The sequence below is a fragment of the Falsiroseomonas sp. HC035 genome (genome assembly GCF_050563525.1).
Classification (GTDB): domain Bacteria; phylum Pseudomonadota; class Alphaproteobacteria; order Acetobacterales; family Acetobacteraceae; genus Falsiroseomonas.
The window spans coordinates 1-14,956 of sequence record NZ_JBNXUN010000022.1; the positions used below are offsets into that span (position 1 = coordinate 1).

The following is a 14,956-nucleotide window of genomic DNA, read 5'->3' on the forward strand; positions in this document are numbered from 1 at the left end:
GCGGTCGCCGGCACCACCAGCGTCGCCCTCACCGCCACCACCGGCGGCATCAGCCAATCCGCCGCCCTCACCACCCCATCGCTCAGCGCCTCCGCCGCGACCGGCAGCATCGCGCTGAACAGCGCCAACGCCGTCGGCAGCTTCAACGGCGTAGCCGGCGGCGCGCTCGGCTTTGTCTCCACCGACGCGCTGACGGTGACCGGCGCCAGCGGCACCATGGTGACAATCACTGGCCCCGCGCTGACGGTGCAGGGTGCGGTCGAGGCAGGGACCACCGCCAATCTCACCGCCGCCCTCGGTGCCATGGCCTTCAACGACAGCGTCACGGCCGCCACAGAAATCATGCTGACGGCCGCCGGCGACATCACCCAGACCGCCGCCGGGCGCTTGACGGCGCCACGCTTCACCGCCAGCGCTGGCGGTGGCATCGCGCTGGATCGGGCCAGCAATGGTTTGGATCTAATCAAAGGCATGACCGCGGCCGAGGGCAGCCTGCTGCTGCGCCTGGGCGACAACCCCGCCGTCGTCGACGGAGCACTTGCGGCAACGCAGTTCCTCGTGGTGACGGCAGGGGGCGCTCTGACGCTGAATGAACGACCGATCGCGACCGGTGGCACAGTTGAGATCAGTGCCGGGAACGGCATCACTCTCAACAGCACGGAACTGCGCGGCGCCGAGATCCGTGTCGCAGCCGGTGGCGGCAATCTGACGGCAACCGACGTCCAGGCGAACGCCACCGGCGACCTCGCCTTCACGATCAGGGGCGCCGGCCACACCCTCCGGCTGGATGGCGGCAGCTATCGGGGCGAACATGTAGTCATCGCGGCCGGTCCGGCCGGGGATGCTGCTTCGATCCTTGGCTTCTCCAATACCGACTTCACGGTCGGCACGGTCCTTCTGCTGGCTGCCGGCGGCGGCATCGGAGAGGCCGGCGACCTCCTCTCGACCATCGCCGGCATTGCCACAGCGGCGCGACCCCTGGTGATCTTCGAAACGCGTCGAAGCCCAGGTGCGCTGCGCGACCTCGATCCGGCGGTGTTCACGGCAGCCACCCGGGATAACCCTGCCCTGGAGCCAGGTGTGCAGCCCTGGCAGGTGAACAGCGAGCGCCTGACACCGCGCGCTGGTGGCCGGATCTTCGGCACCGGACTGCCCGGCGGTGATGGCAGCCCGGCGGCGACCCGCAACGCCGCGGGCGACGTCAGGCTTAATCTCGATGCCGGACAGAACCCGATCTTCCTGCTGATCGACGGCGGCGATGCGACCGGACAGGTGGTGGCCGGCCGGATCGGCGTGCATGGCCTGCCGGCGGGCGGGCGCGCGAGCGGAACGCCGGTTGTCGACCTGACGGGGTTTGTCAATGGGTTCGGTGGGACGACGGCGGCCCGGTTCGGCCTGACCACGGCAACACCGGTGAGCGGCCAAGCCCTGTACCGGATCAACGACTGCGTCATCAGCACGCTAAACTGCGTGGCGACGGCGATCGCGCAGCCTCTGGTCCTCCCGCTGCTGAACAACTTCAGCCTGCAGGGCGTGCTGCCCTCCCTCGACCAGGACGTTCTCGTGCCCAACATCGCTGAGGAGGATTACTGACCATGGCGAAAGCAAACAGGCCGCACAGCCGTCGGCGGCTGCCCGCGCCCATCCTCAGCCTTGCCGGCCTGGCCATCGTGGCAGTCGCGGGTTGCGCCGTGCCGCCTGACCAGGCCTATGTGACGCTTGGCGCACGGCAGGTGGCCGAGACGCGCCCTGCCGGCGTCGATGCGACCGGCGCCACCTGCATCAGCCAGGCCAGCCGCGCCCCAGCGCTCGAGCTTCCGGTCGCTGCCGCGCGCGACGTATTCTGCGGCGGTGGCGTACTGCCGGCGGCACGGGTCTTTGCCCTGCGCGGCCCCTCCGGTCCGGCCGACCTCGACCAGATTGCATCGGGCGGAATCTGGCGGCGCTGGCTGGACCAGCGGCTGACCTGCGAGGCACCGCAGCCGATCCGGCTCTCGGATGGCACGGAGGCCCGCCTGCTGCCGTGCCGCCGCTTGCAGAGCAGCCTGATGCATCTGGCCATCGTCACCAGGGGGTCGGATGGCCCTGTCGTCGCCGACGGTTACGGCGCGACGCTGCCCGTCGTGGAACGGATTGCGCGAGGCGCCGACCAGGGCGCAGGGCAGGCCGGTACGCAAGCCGCGGCGCTGAATCTCGCCGTGCAGCAGGCGCTGGCACGTGCCTATGGCCCTGCCGCCGCTTCGGGAGCCGACGACGCCAGGTTCTACGACGAGGCGATGCGCCTGGGGCAGGAACAGAACCTGGCCGAGAACTACGCCGAGGCCGAGCGGGCCTATCGCGCCGCCGTCGTCATCCAGCAGCGCGGCAACCCGAACAATCCCGATGCGATCAACCCCGTCGTGCTGCAGGCCTTCAACATCTCCAACCAGCAGCGATTCAGCGAGGCGGAGGCGCTGTTCCAGCGCGCCGAGACACTGGTGGCCTCGTCGTCCGACCGCACGGCGCGGGCACGGCTGCAGCACTACCGGGGCCTGCATGCATTGAACCTGCGGCAGGATGCCCAGGCGCTCGAACTGCTTGCCGAGGCGGAGGCCGGCTACCTGGACTTCGTGCCGCCGGACCTGCTGACCGCCCGCACCGAGACGCAAAACATCGCGATCGACCCCAGTTTGCCGGTCAACGCCCAGACGGGGGTCATTGGGCTGATCGAGGTACGTCGGGCGCGCGCAACCCTGCTGGCCCGTGGCGGCAGGGAGGATGCGGCCGCCGCCGCCCTGGCAAGCTCCCGCGACCTGCAGCGCCGTGTTGGATATTCCCGTGCGACTGTTACTGGCCGCGCCCTGCGCACCGAAGCGGCACTGCTCTCGGCACAGCGCGTCCCGCAGCAGGCCGCGTCGATCCTGGACCGGGCGGCGGAGAGCTTCGGCCAGGCGGCGCCCGGTCAGCAGCGCTCGGAGGCGCGGACGCTGTTCCTGGCCGGGCAGCGCTGGCTGGAAGCCGGCCAGTTGGACGCCGCGCTGAGCAGCTACCGGGCCGGCACCGAGATCCTCCGTAGCCGGCGCATCTTTTTGGGATCGCAGCAGGTGCTGGGCTATCTGGACGCCCTTGCCGCCGCGGCGGCTCACGACCCGGCCGCGGCGCCATCGCTGCAGGTCGAGATGTTCGCGGCAGCGCAATTCGCGCAGGCCGGCCAGACTGCGCGATTCATGGCAGAATCGGCCGCACGCCTCGCCTCCGGAACAGCTCAGGGCCGTGACGCGGTTCGGCGGATGCAGGACCTCGATCGCGATTTGCGCGACCTTTTCGCGGCGCGGGACAGTGCAGCCTCGCAAGACCGGGTTGCCGAGATCGACGCCCGCATCGCGGACCGCCTGACGCAACGTGCGGAGGCGGAAAGCGAGGTTGCGACGGCAGCGCCGGCCTACCGGCAGTTGTTGCAGGCGTCGCCTGCGGCGAGCGATGTCGCGAGGGTCCTGAACCAGCGGGAGGTGCTGGTGCAGTTCCTGCTCGGCCCGCAGCACGGATACGCCCTCGCGGTGCGACCCGATGGGCAGGTGACCGCCAGCCGGATCGAGCTTGGCGAGGCGGCGGCCGATATGCTCGTGCGCCGGGTGCGCGCCAGCATGGAGGCGAATATCGCGCAACCGGAGGACGTTCCCGCCTTCGATACGGCCGGGGCACATGCCCTGTACCAGCGGCTGTTCGCGCCGCTCGGCGCCGCCATGGCCGGCGCCGACCGCCTGGTGGTGGTCCCGACCGGCCCGCTTCTGGCCCTGCCGTTCGGCCTGATGCTAACGGAGCCGGCGGCGCCAACGGCGTTGCACGACGCAGCGTGGTTGCTGCGCCAGTTTGCCCTGGTGCACACCACGTCGCCGCAGGCGCTGGTCACGGTGCGGAACGGCGCCCCGGCCTCGACCGCCGCGCGACCCTATATTGGGTTTGGCAATTTCCAGCCGCCGACCGCGGCACAACTGGCGGCAAGCTTTCCAAGCGACCGTTGCGGCAACGATGCCCTCGCAGCCAGCCAGTTGAGGGAATTGCAGGGCTCCAGCCTTGAGATCAGCACCGCCGCGGCGCTCCTCAGGGCCGGGCGCGGAGCGACTACCCTTGGGCCAGATTTCACTCTGGCTGCCGTCAAGGCCGCACGGCTGGGCGAGAACCGGATCATCCACTTCGCGACCCACGGGCTCACGCCGACCGATCTGTCCTGCATCGACGAACCCTCCGTCATGGTTTCTGTCGGTCGTGGTGCGCCCGATGCGTCCGCGGCCTTCCTGCGGGCCAGCGAGATCAGTACCTTCCGCCTCGATGCCGACCTGGTCATCCTCTCGGCCTGCAATACCGCAAGCCCGGCAACGGCCGCGGCCGGTGCGGCCGGCGAGGCGCTTTCGGGGCTGGCCCAATCCTTCTTCTGGGCCGGGGCGCGGGGCCTGCTGGTGACGCATTGGAACGTGGCGGAGGTGGCCGCAGTCTACACCATGACCCAGATGCTGCAGCTACAGGAGGAAGGGGCCGATTCCGCCGTGGCTCTGCAACGGGCGCAGCTCGACATGCTGCAAAGGTCCGGTAGCGGCCCCTTCCCCTCCGTCTATGCGCATCCTCGCTTCTGGGCCGGCTTCGCGCTCATCGGCGATGGCCGCCGCTCACCCGCCCAGCGTATGGAGGCCCGGGCGACGTCGCTTTAGAAAAACGTCCCTTCCAGGCCCGCCCGATGTCAGGTCGTGCCGTCACGGCTGACGCTGGCGGGAACCAGGCCGCCTTTGCCGCCGTTGCACGCCGAGGCACGGGAAGGCCGGCGGGATGCCTCCAGGACCCACCGGCACAGGATCGCCGGGAGGCTGGGCGGGCACTGCGCAACGAGGCCGGGGGCTGCCAGGGCATCCGGGCCACACCTGTGCCCGGACCCGCGGGGTAGGGAGTTGGTCGGCATGGCGGATCGTGGAACGGTGGTCATCACGGGCGCCTCCGCCGGCGTCGGGCGCGCCACCGCGCACGCCTTCGCGCAGCGTGGCTGGAACGTCGCCCTGCTCGCGCGCGGTGTGGCGGGGCTTGAGGCCGCCCGCACCGAGGTCGAGCGGGAAGGCGGTGCAGCCCTGGTCCTGCCGCTCGACGTTGCGGACCCCGAGGCCGTGTTTCGCGCCGCCGGGCAGGCGGCTGCGACCTTTGGCGCCATCGATGTCTGGATCAACGCGGCGATGGTCACGGTGCTCGGCGAGGTCGCGGAAACCACGCCCGAGGAGTTCCGCCGCGTCACCGAAGTCACCTATCTAGGGTCGGTCCACGGCACCCTGGCGGCCCTGCAGCACATGCGCCCGCGCAACCACGGCACGATCGTGCAGGTGGGCTCGGCGCTGGCCTATCGCGCCATTCCCATGCAGGCGGCCTACTGCGCCGCCAAATTCGCGATCCGCGGCTTCACCGACTCCCTGCGAAGCGAGTTGATCCACGCCGGCAGCAAGGTGCGGCTGACGATGGTGCAGCTTCCGGCCGTCGACACGCCGCAGTTTGATTGGGCCCGCAACCACATGCCCCGCCGTCCGCGCCCCGTTGCCCCGGTCTTCGCGCCGAAGGCTGTGGCGAAGCATATCCTGCGTGCCGCGGAGGAGGCTCCGCGGGAGTTCTGGGTCGGCGGCCCCGCGGTGCAGGCGATCCTCGGCAACATGGTTGCGCCAGGTCTGCTGGACCGGATGCTGGCCACCAGGGCTTATGCCGGCCAACAGGCGGATGAGCCGGCGCAGGAACGCCCGGACAACCTGTTCGATCCCTTGCCCGGCGACCGCGGTGCACGGGGTCGCTTCGGAAATGAAGCCCGCGCCACCGTCGGCGGCTACGACCCGGCGCTGCTGCGTATCGGCGCCGCGCTCGCCGGGGTCGGGGTGCTTGGTGGCAGCTGGCTGTTGGGAAGGGCGATCGCCAGGGATCATCGCCGAGGGCAGCGAAACACGGCCGCGACTGCCCTGCGCATCATGCGGTCAGCCCGGTAGAGCAGGGTTCGATTGCGGGGATGGCGGGGACCAGCAGGCGGCCTTAAACCGGGCACAGATCTGCTCTCCGTTCCGAAGCATTGGCGATCCTGCGCTATCGGCGTAATCGGGCTGCATGACACCGCACCAGATCGCAGTGGGGGTCGGGCGCGTGCGCCTCGGCAACCATCTTCCCATCGCCTTGATTGCCGGCCCCTGCCAGATGGAGAGCCGCGCTCACGCGCTGGAAACGGCCGCGGCGCTGCGGGACATCGCGGAGCGGCTTGGGATAGGCCTGATCTACAAGACCAGCTTTGACAAGGCGAACCGGACCTCCGCCAGCGCGGCCCGCGGGGTTGGGATGGCTAAGGCACTGCCGGTCTTTGCCGAGATCCGGGAAAGCCTGGGCCTGCCGGTGCTGACCGATGTGCACGACGCCGCCCAGTGCGCGCCGCTGGCCGAGGTCGTGGACGTGCTGCAGATTCCGGCCTTTCTCTGCCGGCAGACGGACCTGCTGCTCGCCGCGGCGGCGACAGGCCGCGTGGTGAATGTCAAGAAGGGCCAGTTCCTGGCACCGTGGGACATGAAGAATGTCGCTGCCAAGCTGATCGGCGCGGGGAACCCGCAGGTGCTGCTGACGGAGCGCGGCGCTTCCTTTGGCTACAACACCCTAGTTTCCGACATGCGGTCGCTGCCCATCATGGCGCAGCAGACTGGCCTGCCGGTGATCTTCGACGCCACCCATTCGGTGCAGCAGCCCGGCGGCCAGGGCACATCCTCCGGCGGCCAGCGTGAATTCGTGGAGACCCTGGCGCGTGCCGCGGTGGCGGTCGGCGTTGCTGGCCTGTTCATCGAGACTCACGAGGATCCCGACAACGCGCCTTCCGATGGACCCAACATGGTGCCGCTGAACCAGTTCGAGGCACTGCTGCGCCGCCTGATGGCGATCGACGCCCTGGTGAAGGCTTTCGTACCCGGCCCCGCCACCGCATGAACCCCATCGTCCTGATCCCCGCGCGCTTGTCGGCGACCCGCCTACCCAACAAGCCGCTGGCGGACATCCACGGCGTACCGATGATCGTGCATGTCTGGCACCGGGCCATCGAGGCCGCGATCGGCGAGGTCGTGGTCGCGACCGATGCGGCCGAGATCGCCGAAGCCATACATCGGGTGGGCGGGCGGGTGCAGATAACCCGCAGCGACCACCCCTCCGGCTCCGACCGCATCCATGAGGCGCTGCAGGCCATCGATCCGGACCGGCGCCATGACGTGGTGGTCAACGTCCAGGGCGATCTGCCGACCATCGCGGCCGTGGCGATCCGGGCGGTGCTGGCGCCGCTGCGTGACCAGGCCGTGGACCTGTCCACCCTGGTCGCGGAGATCCACCGGGAGGAGGAGCGTACCGCGTCCTCGGTGGTGAAGATGGTCGGCTCTCGCCTGACGGAAGGCCACTTCCGCTGTCTCTACTTCACCCGCGCAACGGCGCCCTGGGGCGACGGCCCACTTTACCACCATATCGGCCTGTATGGGTGGCGGCGAACAGCCCTCGACCGCTTCATCGCCCTGCCCCCCTCGCCTTTGGAACTGCGCGAGAAGCTGGAGCAGCTTCGCGCGCTCGAGGCCGGGATGCGGATCGAGGCCGTGGCCGTGGATGATGTCCCCCTCGGCGTGGACACGCCGGCCGACCTGGAACGTGCGCGGGACCTGCTGGCATGACCGACGACCTGCGGCGCGAGGCCATGGTGCGCACCATTTCGCTAGAGGTGGCGGGCCTGCTGGAGTTGCGCCTGTCCCTGGAGGGGGCGTTGGGCGACAAGGCGATCGAAGCGGTATCGCTGATACTGGCGGGGTCGGGGCGGGTAATCGTCACGGGTATGGGCAAGTCAGGCCATGTCGGTCACAAGATCGCCTCGACCCTGGCCTCCACCGGAACGCCGGCGACCTTCGTGCACCCCGCCGAGGCGAGCCATGGGGATCTCGGCATGATCACCCGCCAGGATGTCGTGCTGGCACTCTCCTGGTCCGGCGAAGCGCCGGAACTCGTCGATGTCATTGCCTATTCCCGGCGCTTCGACGTGCCGCTGATCGCGATCACGTCGCGCCCGGAAAGTGCGCTGGGCGGCGCTGCGAACATCCTGCTGGCGCTGCCACGCATGCCAGAGGCCTGCCCGAACGGCCTGGCGCCCACCACCAGCACGACGATGCAGTTGGCCATGGGGGATGCGCTGGCGATCTGCCTGCTACAGGCGCGCGGTTTCTCGCCCGCGGATTTCCGCTCCTTCCACCCTGGCGGCAAGCTTGGCGCGCAACTGAAGCGGGCCCGCGACCTGATGCACGGCGGTGGAGAAATCCCCAGCGTCACCTTGTCGGCGACTTTGAGTGAAGCAATCGTTGAAATGACGTCCCGGCGCTTCGGCATCACCGGGGTTGTCGATCCGGAGGGGCGCCTGGTGGGCGTCTTGACCGACGGCGATCTGCGGCGCGCCTTCCAGGGCGGGTTGAACCTGAACCTGGCCGTGACGCAGGTGATGACCCGCGCGCCGCGCACCACTTCGCCCCAGGCCCTGGCCGCCGATCTACTGGGCCTGATGAATGAGCACAGCATTACCAGCGTCTTTGTTGTAGAGGCGGACCACCGGCCGGTTGGAATCCTGCACCTGCATGACCTGCTGCGGGCCGGCGTGGTGTGATGGTCAGGTTGGAGCCTGCCGCTGCGGTCGCCGCGTATCCGCCTGTCGCATAGAGGCAGTGAGGCGAATATTTCCGCAAGAGGCGCAATATCTTAACAGAGAGTGCAGATCTCCTCTAACAACATGCTAGTGCGGCGCAGCATAGTGTTATACGATGAGTCAAATAGGCGTGACCTAAGCCATCGCCCTCGGAGAATACTGCATGCCGGATCGGGTCGCCCCGTTCCCCACCCGACGCGCCGGAAACGTCGAGTTCCAGTCCCTGCCGATCGATGGCCCGCTGCTGGTCTCCGTGCGGCGCTTCGCCGATGCCCGCGGCGCCTTCGTCGAGACCTATTCGCGCCGGGACTTCGCTTCGGTCGGCATTCCGGATGAATTCGTGCAGGATAATCAATCCGTCTCCGTTTATGTCGGCACCGTACGCGGCCTGCATTTCCAGACGCCCCCGCACGCCCAGGGCAAGCTCGTGCGCGTCCTGCGCGGGCGCATCCTCGACGTCGCGGTCGACCTGCGCCGCGACTCGCCGACCTTCGGCCAGCATGTCGCGGCCGAACTGTCCGGCGAGAACGGGCTGATGCTCTGGGTGCCGCCGGGCTTCGCGCATGGCTTCATCACGCGGGAGCCGGAGACCGAGGTCGCCTACAAGGTCACCGCCCTCTACGCGCCGGAGTGCGACCGGTCACTGGCCTGGGACGACCCGGCGCTCGGCATCGACTGGGGCTTCGACCCGGCCGCCGCGACGCTGTCCGACAAGGACCGACGCGCGCCGCGCCTCGCCGATCTCGGGCCGGCCTTCTGATGCGCGTCCTGGTCGCGGGCCGCGAGGGCCAGGTGGCGCGGGCGCTGGTGCGCCGGCTCGCGGGACATGAGGTCACGGCGCTGGAACCGCCGGAGCTGGATTTGACGGACGACGCCTCCGTCGCCGCTGCCATGAAGGCGGCGCGCCCGGACCTCGTCGTCAACGCCGCCGCCTACACCGCGGTCGACCGCGCCGAGGACCAGGAGGCGCTGGCCTTCGCGGTGAACTGCGCCGGCGCCGCGCGGCTGGCCGCCGCCGCCGCCGCCCACGGCGCGCCCTTCGTGCATTTCTCCACCGACTACGTCTTCGACGGCCGCAAGGGCGCGCCTTACCTGGAAACGGACAGCCCCTCCCCGCTCGGCGTCTATGGCCGCAGCAAGGAGGAAGGCGAGCGTGCGGTGCTGGCCGCCAATCCGCGCAGCGTGGTGCTGCGGACCGCCTGGGTGTGCAGTCCGGACGGCGCGAACTTCGTGAAGACCATGCTGCGCCTGGCGGCGGAGCGCGACGAGCTGCGCGTGGTCGCCGACCAGCACGGCGCGCCGACCTTCGCCGCCGACCTGGCCGAGGCGGTGGCCCACATGGCGCCGCGGCTGCTGGCGGCGCCGGCGGGCGATGCCGCCCATGGCCTGTTCCACCTGACCGGCGCGCCGCACACCACCTGGCACGGCTTCGCCGAGGCGATCGTGGCCGAGGCGGCGCGGCGCGGCCACAAGCGGCCCCGCGTCACCGCCATCACCACCGCGGATTTCCCGACCCGCGCCGTGCGTCCGCCCGATGGCCGTCTGGACTGCAGCCGCATCGGCGCCGTGCATGGCATCGCCCCGGCGGATTGGCGGCAATCCTTGGCCACCTGCCTCGACACCCTGGTCGGACCGGCGTCTTGATATCCCCACACGATCTGGAGACTACGGCATGAAGGGCATCGTCCTGGCGGGCGGCTCGGGCACGCGGCTGCATCCGGCGACCCTCGCCGTCTCGAAGCAGCTGCTGCCGGTGTTCGACAAGCCGATGGTCTACTATCCGCTGTCGGTGCTGATGCTGGCCGGCATCCGCGAGATCATGATCATCTCGACGCCGCACGACCTGCCCCTGTTCCGACGCCTGCTGGGCGATGGCGAACGCTGGGGCCTGAAGCTGGAATATGCCGAGCAGGACAAGCCGCGCGGCATCGCCCATGCCTTCGTCCTGGCCGATGAATTCCTCGGGGGCGAGCCCTGCGCGCTGGTGCTCGGCGACAATTTGTTCCACGGGCACGACCTGGAGGAGCGGATGAAGGAGGCGCAGGCCAACGCCACCGGAAGCGGCGCCACCGTCTTCGCCTACCGCGTCGCCGACCCGCACCGCTACGGCGTGGTGGAGTTCGACGGCCAGAGCCGCGCGCTGACCCTCGAGGAGAAGCCGACCCTGCCGCGCTCCGACTGGGCGGTGACCGGGCTCTATTTCTACGACGGCCGCGCCGCGGCGCTGTCCAAGGCGCTGGAACCCTCGCCGCGTGGCGAGCTGGAGATCACCGACCTCAACCGGGTCTACCTGGACGAGGGCTCGCTGCGGGTGGTCCGCCTTGGGCGCGGCTATGCCTGGCTGGATACCGGCACGCATGACAGCCTGCTGGAGGCCGGCGAATTCGTCCGCGCCATCGAGAAGCGCACCGGGCAGAAGGTGGCGGCCCCCGAGGAAATCGCCTGGCGCATGGGCTTCATCGATGGCGACCAGCTCCGCGCCCTGGCTGCGTCGCTGCGTAACAGCGGCTACGGCACCTACCTTGAAAGCCTGCTGACGCGCGACGCTGACTGACTGCAACCGGTCGAACGAGGAGTCCGCATGAACATCCTGCTGACCGGCGGCCTGGGTTTCATCGGATCGGCCGTGGTCCGCCGCCTGATCGCCAACACGGATCATGTGGTGGTGAACGTGGACAAGGAGACCTATGCGGCGAGCCACGAGGCGCTGGATGGCGCGCGGGGCCATTCCCGGCATGTCCATGTGAAGGCGGACATCTGCGATGCGGAGGCGATATCCGCGGTGCTGGCACAGTGGCAGCCGGAAGTGGTGATGCTGTTGATTTGCACTAAGAGGTGACCCGGGAGGGGTCAGAGTTTTCGCTGAGAAATGACCCGTGGTGGACTTGCCCCGCTTTTGTGGAGAGGCATTGGGTCATGCAGCGGCCATTCTCTCGAACTGGGCGGGGCTTGTGAAGTCGAGCGTGGAATGGCGGCGGATTGGGTTGTAGAAGCTGTCGATGTACCGGCCGATGGCGGCTGCGGCGTCGGCACGCGTGTCGAAGGCGGTGCGCCAGAGGAGCTCGGACTTCAGCGTCTTGAAGAACGTCTCGACCATGGCATTGTCGAAGCAGTTTCCCCGCCCGGACATGGCGATCAGGATGCCGTTTGCCTTCAGTTCGGCCTGGTAGTCCACGGAACAACATTGGGTGGATTCACATGGTCGTCGCAACTTCTTGGCGGAGTGTTGCGCGATGGCGGGTCGGCGGCGTTCGGATCGGGCGTTACGGGACCAGGTGAGGTCGCCCGGGCGGCGTCGGGATGCGGGAACACCGACGCCGGTTCTGGGCGTTCATTGCGGCATGCATGTCGAGCGAGGACGCGGCAATGGAGGTGGGCGTATAACAGCCAGTCGGCTCGAGATGGTTCCGGGTAGCGGGCGGGATGGCGCCGTCGCACTTGTTGCGGTCCGCCAAGGCGCCTTCGGGACGCTACCTCTTGTTTTCTGAGCAGGAGGAGATGGTGGGTGCTGAACGGCTTTGCCCGCGGTCTCAAGCGCGACAAGGACGCCGTGGCTGCCGCCATGGCAACGCCATGGACCACCAGCCCCGCGGAGAGCCAGATCACGCGCCTCAAGGCGATCAAGCGCTCCATGTGCGGCCGCGCCGGCTTTCACCTGCTGCGCCAACGTGTGCTCCTAACCGCATGACCAGGAAGGTATCAGGGCGCCGGCCGTGGCCTCTGGTTCATGCTGGCGGCAACCCTCCGCAACCTCAGTTCCTGCCGCAGCAGAGCTTGTATTTTCGCCCCGACCCGCAGGGGCAGGGCGCGTTGCGGCCGATCTTCGGAACGCGTCCGCGGCTCCGTCTGGTCTTCCAGAACCGGTCGATGGCCACCACGCAGGGCGCGATCATGTCCGGCACCTCGGCGAGCAGTTCGTCGAGGCGATCCTCGTCCACCTCGAGATCGAACTTGTCGGTGCGGCGCCCCAAAGCGGTGGAACGCAGGCCGACAGCTTCGAGAAACTCTTCCGCCCAAAGATCTGCGATGACCTCGCATGTCTCATCGGTCAGGAACAGCGGCTCGAGGATGCCTTCTTCGTCCTGCAGGCCGTGGATGATCTCGTTGTAGCGGGCCATGATGGCACCGAGCACCGCCTCCGCCTCGGCAGCGTCCTCGAATACCGGAGGCTCGTCACCCCACACGAAGTGTAGCCATTCGCTCGGTATGATGATCTATGGACTAACAGCAATGCCAGCCAGAAACCCGTCCAGCTCCGACAGATCCATCGCGTATTCGGGTGCACGGCTGGAGCTAAGCCAAGCCTCAAGCAGATCGAGGCCCAGCCAGTCTGTTCCTGCAGAACGCGGATCCTGCTTCATCGCCGCCCCGTGTCCGAGCGGGCAACGTAGACGTTTGCCCCAGCCGGTCACGAGCGAATGGTCAGTCCAGCAGTTCATGCCGGCGGTTGACGCGCTGACGTGCAACAATCGCCGGAACAAACCAAACAAAATGCGGAAGAGCCCGGAAGCACCGGTCGCTTTCCGGCGGTATCCGCAATCAAGGCAGACCAGCTCGAGTTTTCGCCCGCGCAGTTCGTGGACCAGCCAGGGCGTCATGAGGCCTGTCTCGACCCCGACCGCCGCTCCATCTCCCGCATGCCGCCGAACGGCTTGCTCGATCATTTCTGGTTCCGTCGGGCACTGGCCGCGCCACAGCCGGCGGCCGGTGTCATCCACTACGCAGATCGCTGTCAGCTTCTGCGAAACGTCCAGGCCTACAAACCGGGTCATTGAACAGCCTCCCATCGCGCGAGATGCCGGACGACACCGTCCGGATCGAGGCACTATGAGCAGGTTCCGCCCAGGCCGCGATTACCCGATGTCCATACATGACACAGGGGCCGCCTCGCTCGTTTCGCACGAGTTCCGAGCCTCGCTCTCCCATTGATCCCAGAAGATGGCAGGGATATACTCTAGCGAAATCCTGGGGTGGCCTCATTCGCGGCCGTGTTCGAATATTTGAGAATCATGAAATTATTCGATCCTTTCTCCTTGTGGTGAGACGGCTGGGCTTGGCCAGAAGTTGATTTCGCGCTGTAGGTTGTAGGAAAGTGTGATAGCCAAGTGCCGGCGCGGCGTCGGGTGAACATTGTTTGATAGAGGATTGTTTGATGCCCGCTCCCGATGCCACGGTCTCCCTTGGCAAGGTCAGCTTCGGAAATCACTTGGCGCTGACCGTCATCGCCGGCCCTTGCCAGATGGAAAGTCGCGCCCATGCGCTAGAATTGGCTGTGGCACTGCGCGAGATCAGTACGAACCTAGGAATCGGCCTCGTCTACAAAAGCAGCTTCGACAAAGCCAATCGGACCAGCGCCGCAGGCGCCCGTGGAATCGGCCTTGACGCCGCTCTGAAGGTCTTTGCCGAAATCCGCGAGGGCGTCGGCCTGCCGGTGTTGACCGACGTCCACGACGCTGCGCAGTGCGCCATAGTAGCGGATGTGGTGGACATCCTGCAGATCCCCGCCTTCCTGTGCCGGCAGACCGACCTTTTGCTGGCAGCAGCGGCCACAGGTCGAGTTGTCAACGTGAAGAAGGGTCAGTTCCTGGCGCCGTGGGACATGAAGAACGTGCTGGCCAAGATCACCGGCGCCGGCAACACCCGCGTGCTGGCGACCGAGCGCGGAGTCACTTTCGGCTACAACACCCTCGTGTCGGACATGCGCGCGTTGCCGATCATGGCGGCGATGGGCGCGCCAGTGGTATTTGATGCAACGCATTCAGTGCAGCAGCCGGGCGGGCAGGGCACCTCATCGGGCGGCCAACGGGAGTTTGTTGCAGTGCTGGCCCGTGCGGCTGTCTCGGTCGGCATCGCTGCAGTGTTTATCGAGACGCACCCCGACCCAGATTCCGCCCCCTCCGATGGCCCGAACATGATTGCGCTGAAGGATTTCCCTGCATTGCTCGAGGACCTGATGGCGTTCGATGCCCTAGCCAAGCGCCGGATCGTGTCCGCCTAGGTACCGATTTCGAGTTCCTGCGGGTCCAGGTCCCAGGCCGAAAGCCTTAGTTCCAGTAGCCGTGCCATACCTTATCCGTAGGAAAGCCTACGATCCTAAAGATCTCGAAGTTACGCTAAGAGTGTTTCAGTGATAGAGCTGCTGAATTGTGGTACATTATCCGACCTTGCTGATTCAGTGTGATGCGATGGTGCGATGGTGTCCTGCTGCTCCGTTCGTGAGGTCTCCAGCGATCTAACCAGTCGAGCGGACCATTAAAGTAACGC

General features: G+C 67.7%; 14 protein-coding genes and 3 pseudogenes. 13 read left to right on the forward strand and 4 right to left on the reverse strand.

Annotated features, from left to right (window positions below):
- Window positions 1–182 (reverse strand): hypothetical protein (locus ACLF3G_RS26080; protein WP_430672328.1); only part of this gene is annotated, 182 nt, incomplete at its 3' end.
- A 13-nt stretch (window positions 183–195) separates the two neighbouring features.
- Between ACLF3G_RS26080 and ACLF3G_RS26085 the strand changes: the two genes are divergently transcribed.
- The 10 genes from ACLF3G_RS26085 (at window position 196) to ACLF3G_RS26130 (ending at window position 11,531) form a co-directional block, all read left to right on the forward strand.
- Window positions 196–1,593 carry a hypothetical protein gene (locus ACLF3G_RS26085; protein WP_430672329.1) on the forward strand — a complete coding sequence of 466 codons (1,398 nt, stop codon included), beginning with the start codon at window positions 196–198 and terminating at the stop codon, window positions 1,591–1,593.
- 2 nt (window positions 1,594–1,595) lie between these two features.
- The gene (locus ACLF3G_RS26090; RefSeq protein WP_430672330.1) at window positions 1,596–4,685 is read left to right on the forward strand and encodes a CHAT domain-containing protein; all 3,090 of its coding nucleotides are present in this window, start codon (window positions 1,596–1,598) and stop codon (window positions 4,683–4,685) included.
- A gap of 243 nt (window positions 4,686–4,928) precedes the next feature.
- Complete coding sequence (locus ACLF3G_RS26095) at window positions 4,929–5,984, forward strand: SDR family oxidoreductase (RefSeq protein ID WP_430672331.1); 1,056 nt, start codon at window positions 4,929–4,931, stop codon at window positions 5,982–5,984.
- A 115-nt stretch (window positions 5,985–6,099) separates the two neighbouring features.
- Window positions 6,100–6,957 carry a 3-deoxy-8-phosphooctulonate synthase gene (gene kdsA, locus ACLF3G_RS26100; RefSeq protein ID WP_430672332.1) on the forward strand — a complete coding sequence of 286 codons (858 nt, stop codon included), beginning with the start codon at window positions 6,100–6,102 and terminating at the stop codon, window positions 6,955–6,957.
- Complete coding sequence (locus tag ACLF3G_RS26105; protein WP_430672333.1) at window positions 6,954–7,679, forward strand: 3-deoxy-manno-octulosonate cytidylyltransferase; 726 nt, start codon at window positions 6,954–6,956, stop codon at window positions 7,677–7,679. The genes kdsA (ACLF3G_RS26100) and ACLF3G_RS26105 overlap by 4 nt, the downstream gene beginning before the upstream one ends.
- Window positions 7,676–8,653, forward strand: a complete 978-nt coding sequence (locus tag ACLF3G_RS26110) for a KpsF/GutQ family sugar-phosphate isomerase (protein ID WP_430672334.1) — start codon at window positions 7,676–7,678, stop codon at window positions 8,651–8,653. The genes ACLF3G_RS26105 and ACLF3G_RS26110 overlap by 4 nt, the downstream gene beginning before the upstream one ends.
- A 202-nt stretch (window positions 8,654–8,855) precedes the next feature.
- On the forward strand, window positions 8,856–9,452 hold the full coding sequence (rfbC, locus tag ACLF3G_RS26115; protein ID WP_430672335.1) for a dTDP-4-dehydrorhamnose 3,5-epimerase: 597 nt from the start codon (window positions 8,856–8,858) through the stop codon (window positions 9,450–9,452).
- Window positions 9,452–10,336 (forward strand): dTDP-4-dehydrorhamnose reductase, encoded by an 885-nt coding sequence (gene rfbD / locus ACLF3G_RS26120; RefSeq protein ID WP_430672336.1) that lies wholly within the window; start codon window positions 9,452–9,454, stop codon window positions 10,334–10,336. The genes rfbC and rfbD overlap by 1 nt, the downstream gene beginning before the upstream one ends.
- A 28-nt stretch (window positions 10,337–10,364) precedes the next feature.
- Window positions 10,365–11,246, forward strand: coding sequence for a glucose-1-phosphate thymidylyltransferase RfbA (gene rfbA, locus ACLF3G_RS26125; RefSeq protein ID WP_430672337.1), 882 nt, complete (start codon window positions 10,365–10,367; stop codon window positions 11,244–11,246).
- 27 nt (window positions 11,247–11,273) lie between these two features.
- Window positions 11,274–11,531, forward strand: coding sequence for an NAD-dependent epimerase/dehydratase family protein (locus tag ACLF3G_RS26130; protein ID WP_430672338.1), 258 nt, complete (start codon window positions 11,274–11,276; stop codon window positions 11,529–11,531).
- Between the two features lie 75 nt (window positions 11,532–11,606).
- Here the strand turns inward: ACLF3G_RS26130 and ACLF3G_RS26135 are convergent.
- A pseudogene (locus ACLF3G_RS26135) lies at window positions 11,607–11,972 on the reverse strand (IS3 family transposase); the annotation flags it as partial.
- On the opposite strand from ACLF3G_RS26135, the pseudogene ACLF3G_RS26140 reads away from it, so the two are divergent.
- Together ACLF3G_RS26140 and ACLF3G_RS26145 are read left to right on the forward strand one after the other, a co-directional pair.
- Window positions 11,926–12,193, forward strand: a pseudogene (locus ACLF3G_RS26140) (IS30 family transposase); the annotation flags it as partial. The pseudogenes ACLF3G_RS26135 and ACLF3G_RS26140 sit on opposite strands and share 47 nt — an antisense overlap.
- 7 nt (window positions 12,194–12,200) lie before the next feature.
- Window positions 12,201–12,380, forward strand: a pseudogene (locus ACLF3G_RS26145) (ISL3-like element ISMdi2 family transposase); the annotation flags it as partial.
- 64 nt (window positions 12,381–12,444) lie between these two features.
- Here the strand turns inward: ACLF3G_RS26145 and ACLF3G_RS26150 are convergent.
- Window positions 12,445–12,906 carry a UPF0149 family protein gene (locus ACLF3G_RS26150; RefSeq protein WP_430672369.1) on the reverse strand — a complete coding sequence of 154 codons (462 nt, stop codon included), beginning with the start codon at window positions 12,904–12,906 and terminating at the stop codon, window positions 12,445–12,447.
- Complete coding sequence (locus ACLF3G_RS26155) at window positions 12,907–13,464, reverse strand: hypothetical protein (RefSeq protein WP_430672339.1); 558 nt, start codon at window positions 13,462–13,464, stop codon at window positions 12,907–12,909.
- Between the two features lie 380 nt (window positions 13,465–13,844).
- Here ACLF3G_RS26155 and kdsA (ACLF3G_RS26160) point away from each other — a divergent pair, with 380 nt between their 5' ends.
- Window positions 13,845–14,690, forward strand: coding sequence for a 3-deoxy-8-phosphooctulonate synthase (gene kdsA / locus ACLF3G_RS26160; protein WP_430672340.1), 846 nt, complete (start codon window positions 13,845–13,847; stop codon window positions 14,688–14,690).
- Window positions 14,691–14,956: the final 266 nt, after the last annotated feature.

Coding starts and splice junctions, on each gene's coding strand:
- ACLF3G_RS26090 (WP_430672330.1), top strand. CDS start 1,596: ATGGCGAAAGCAAACAGGCCGCACAGCCGTCGGCGGCTGCCCGCGCCC.
- ACLF3G_RS26095 (WP_430672331.1), top strand. CDS start 4,929: ATGGCGGATCGTGGAACGGTGGTCATCACGGGCGCCTCCGCCGGCGTC.
- kdsA (WP_430672332.1), top strand. CDS start 6,100: ATGACACCGCACCAGATCGCAGTGGGGGTCGGGCGCGTGCGCCTCGGC.
- ACLF3G_RS26105 (WP_430672333.1), top strand. CDS start 6,954: ATGAACCCCATCGTCCTGATCCCCGCGCGCTTGTCGGCGACCCGCCTA.
- ACLF3G_RS26110 (WP_430672334.1), top strand. CDS start 7,676: ATGACCGACGACCTGCGGCGCGAGGCCATGGTGCGCACCATTTCGCTA.
- rfbC (WP_430672335.1), top strand. CDS start 8,856: ATGCCGGATCGGGTCGCCCCGTTCCCCACCCGACGCGCCGGAAACGTC.
- rfbD (WP_430672336.1), top strand. CDS start 9,452: ATGCGCGTCCTGGTCGCGGGCCGCGAGGGCCAGGTGGCGCGGGCGCTG.
- rfbA (WP_430672337.1), top strand. CDS start 10,365: ATGAAGGGCATCGTCCTGGCGGGCGGCTCGGGCACGCGGCTGCATCCG.
- ACLF3G_RS26130 (WP_430672338.1), top strand. CDS start 11,274: ATGAACATCCTGCTGACCGGCGGCCTGGGTTTCATCGGATCGGCCGTG.
- ACLF3G_RS26155 (WP_430672339.1), bottom strand. CDS start 13,464: ATGACCCGGTTTGTAGGCCTGGACGTTTCGCAGAAGCTGACAGCGATC.
- kdsA (WP_430672340.1), top strand. CDS start 13,845: ATGCCCGCTCCCGATGCCACGGTCTCCCTTGGCAAGGTCAGCTTCGGA.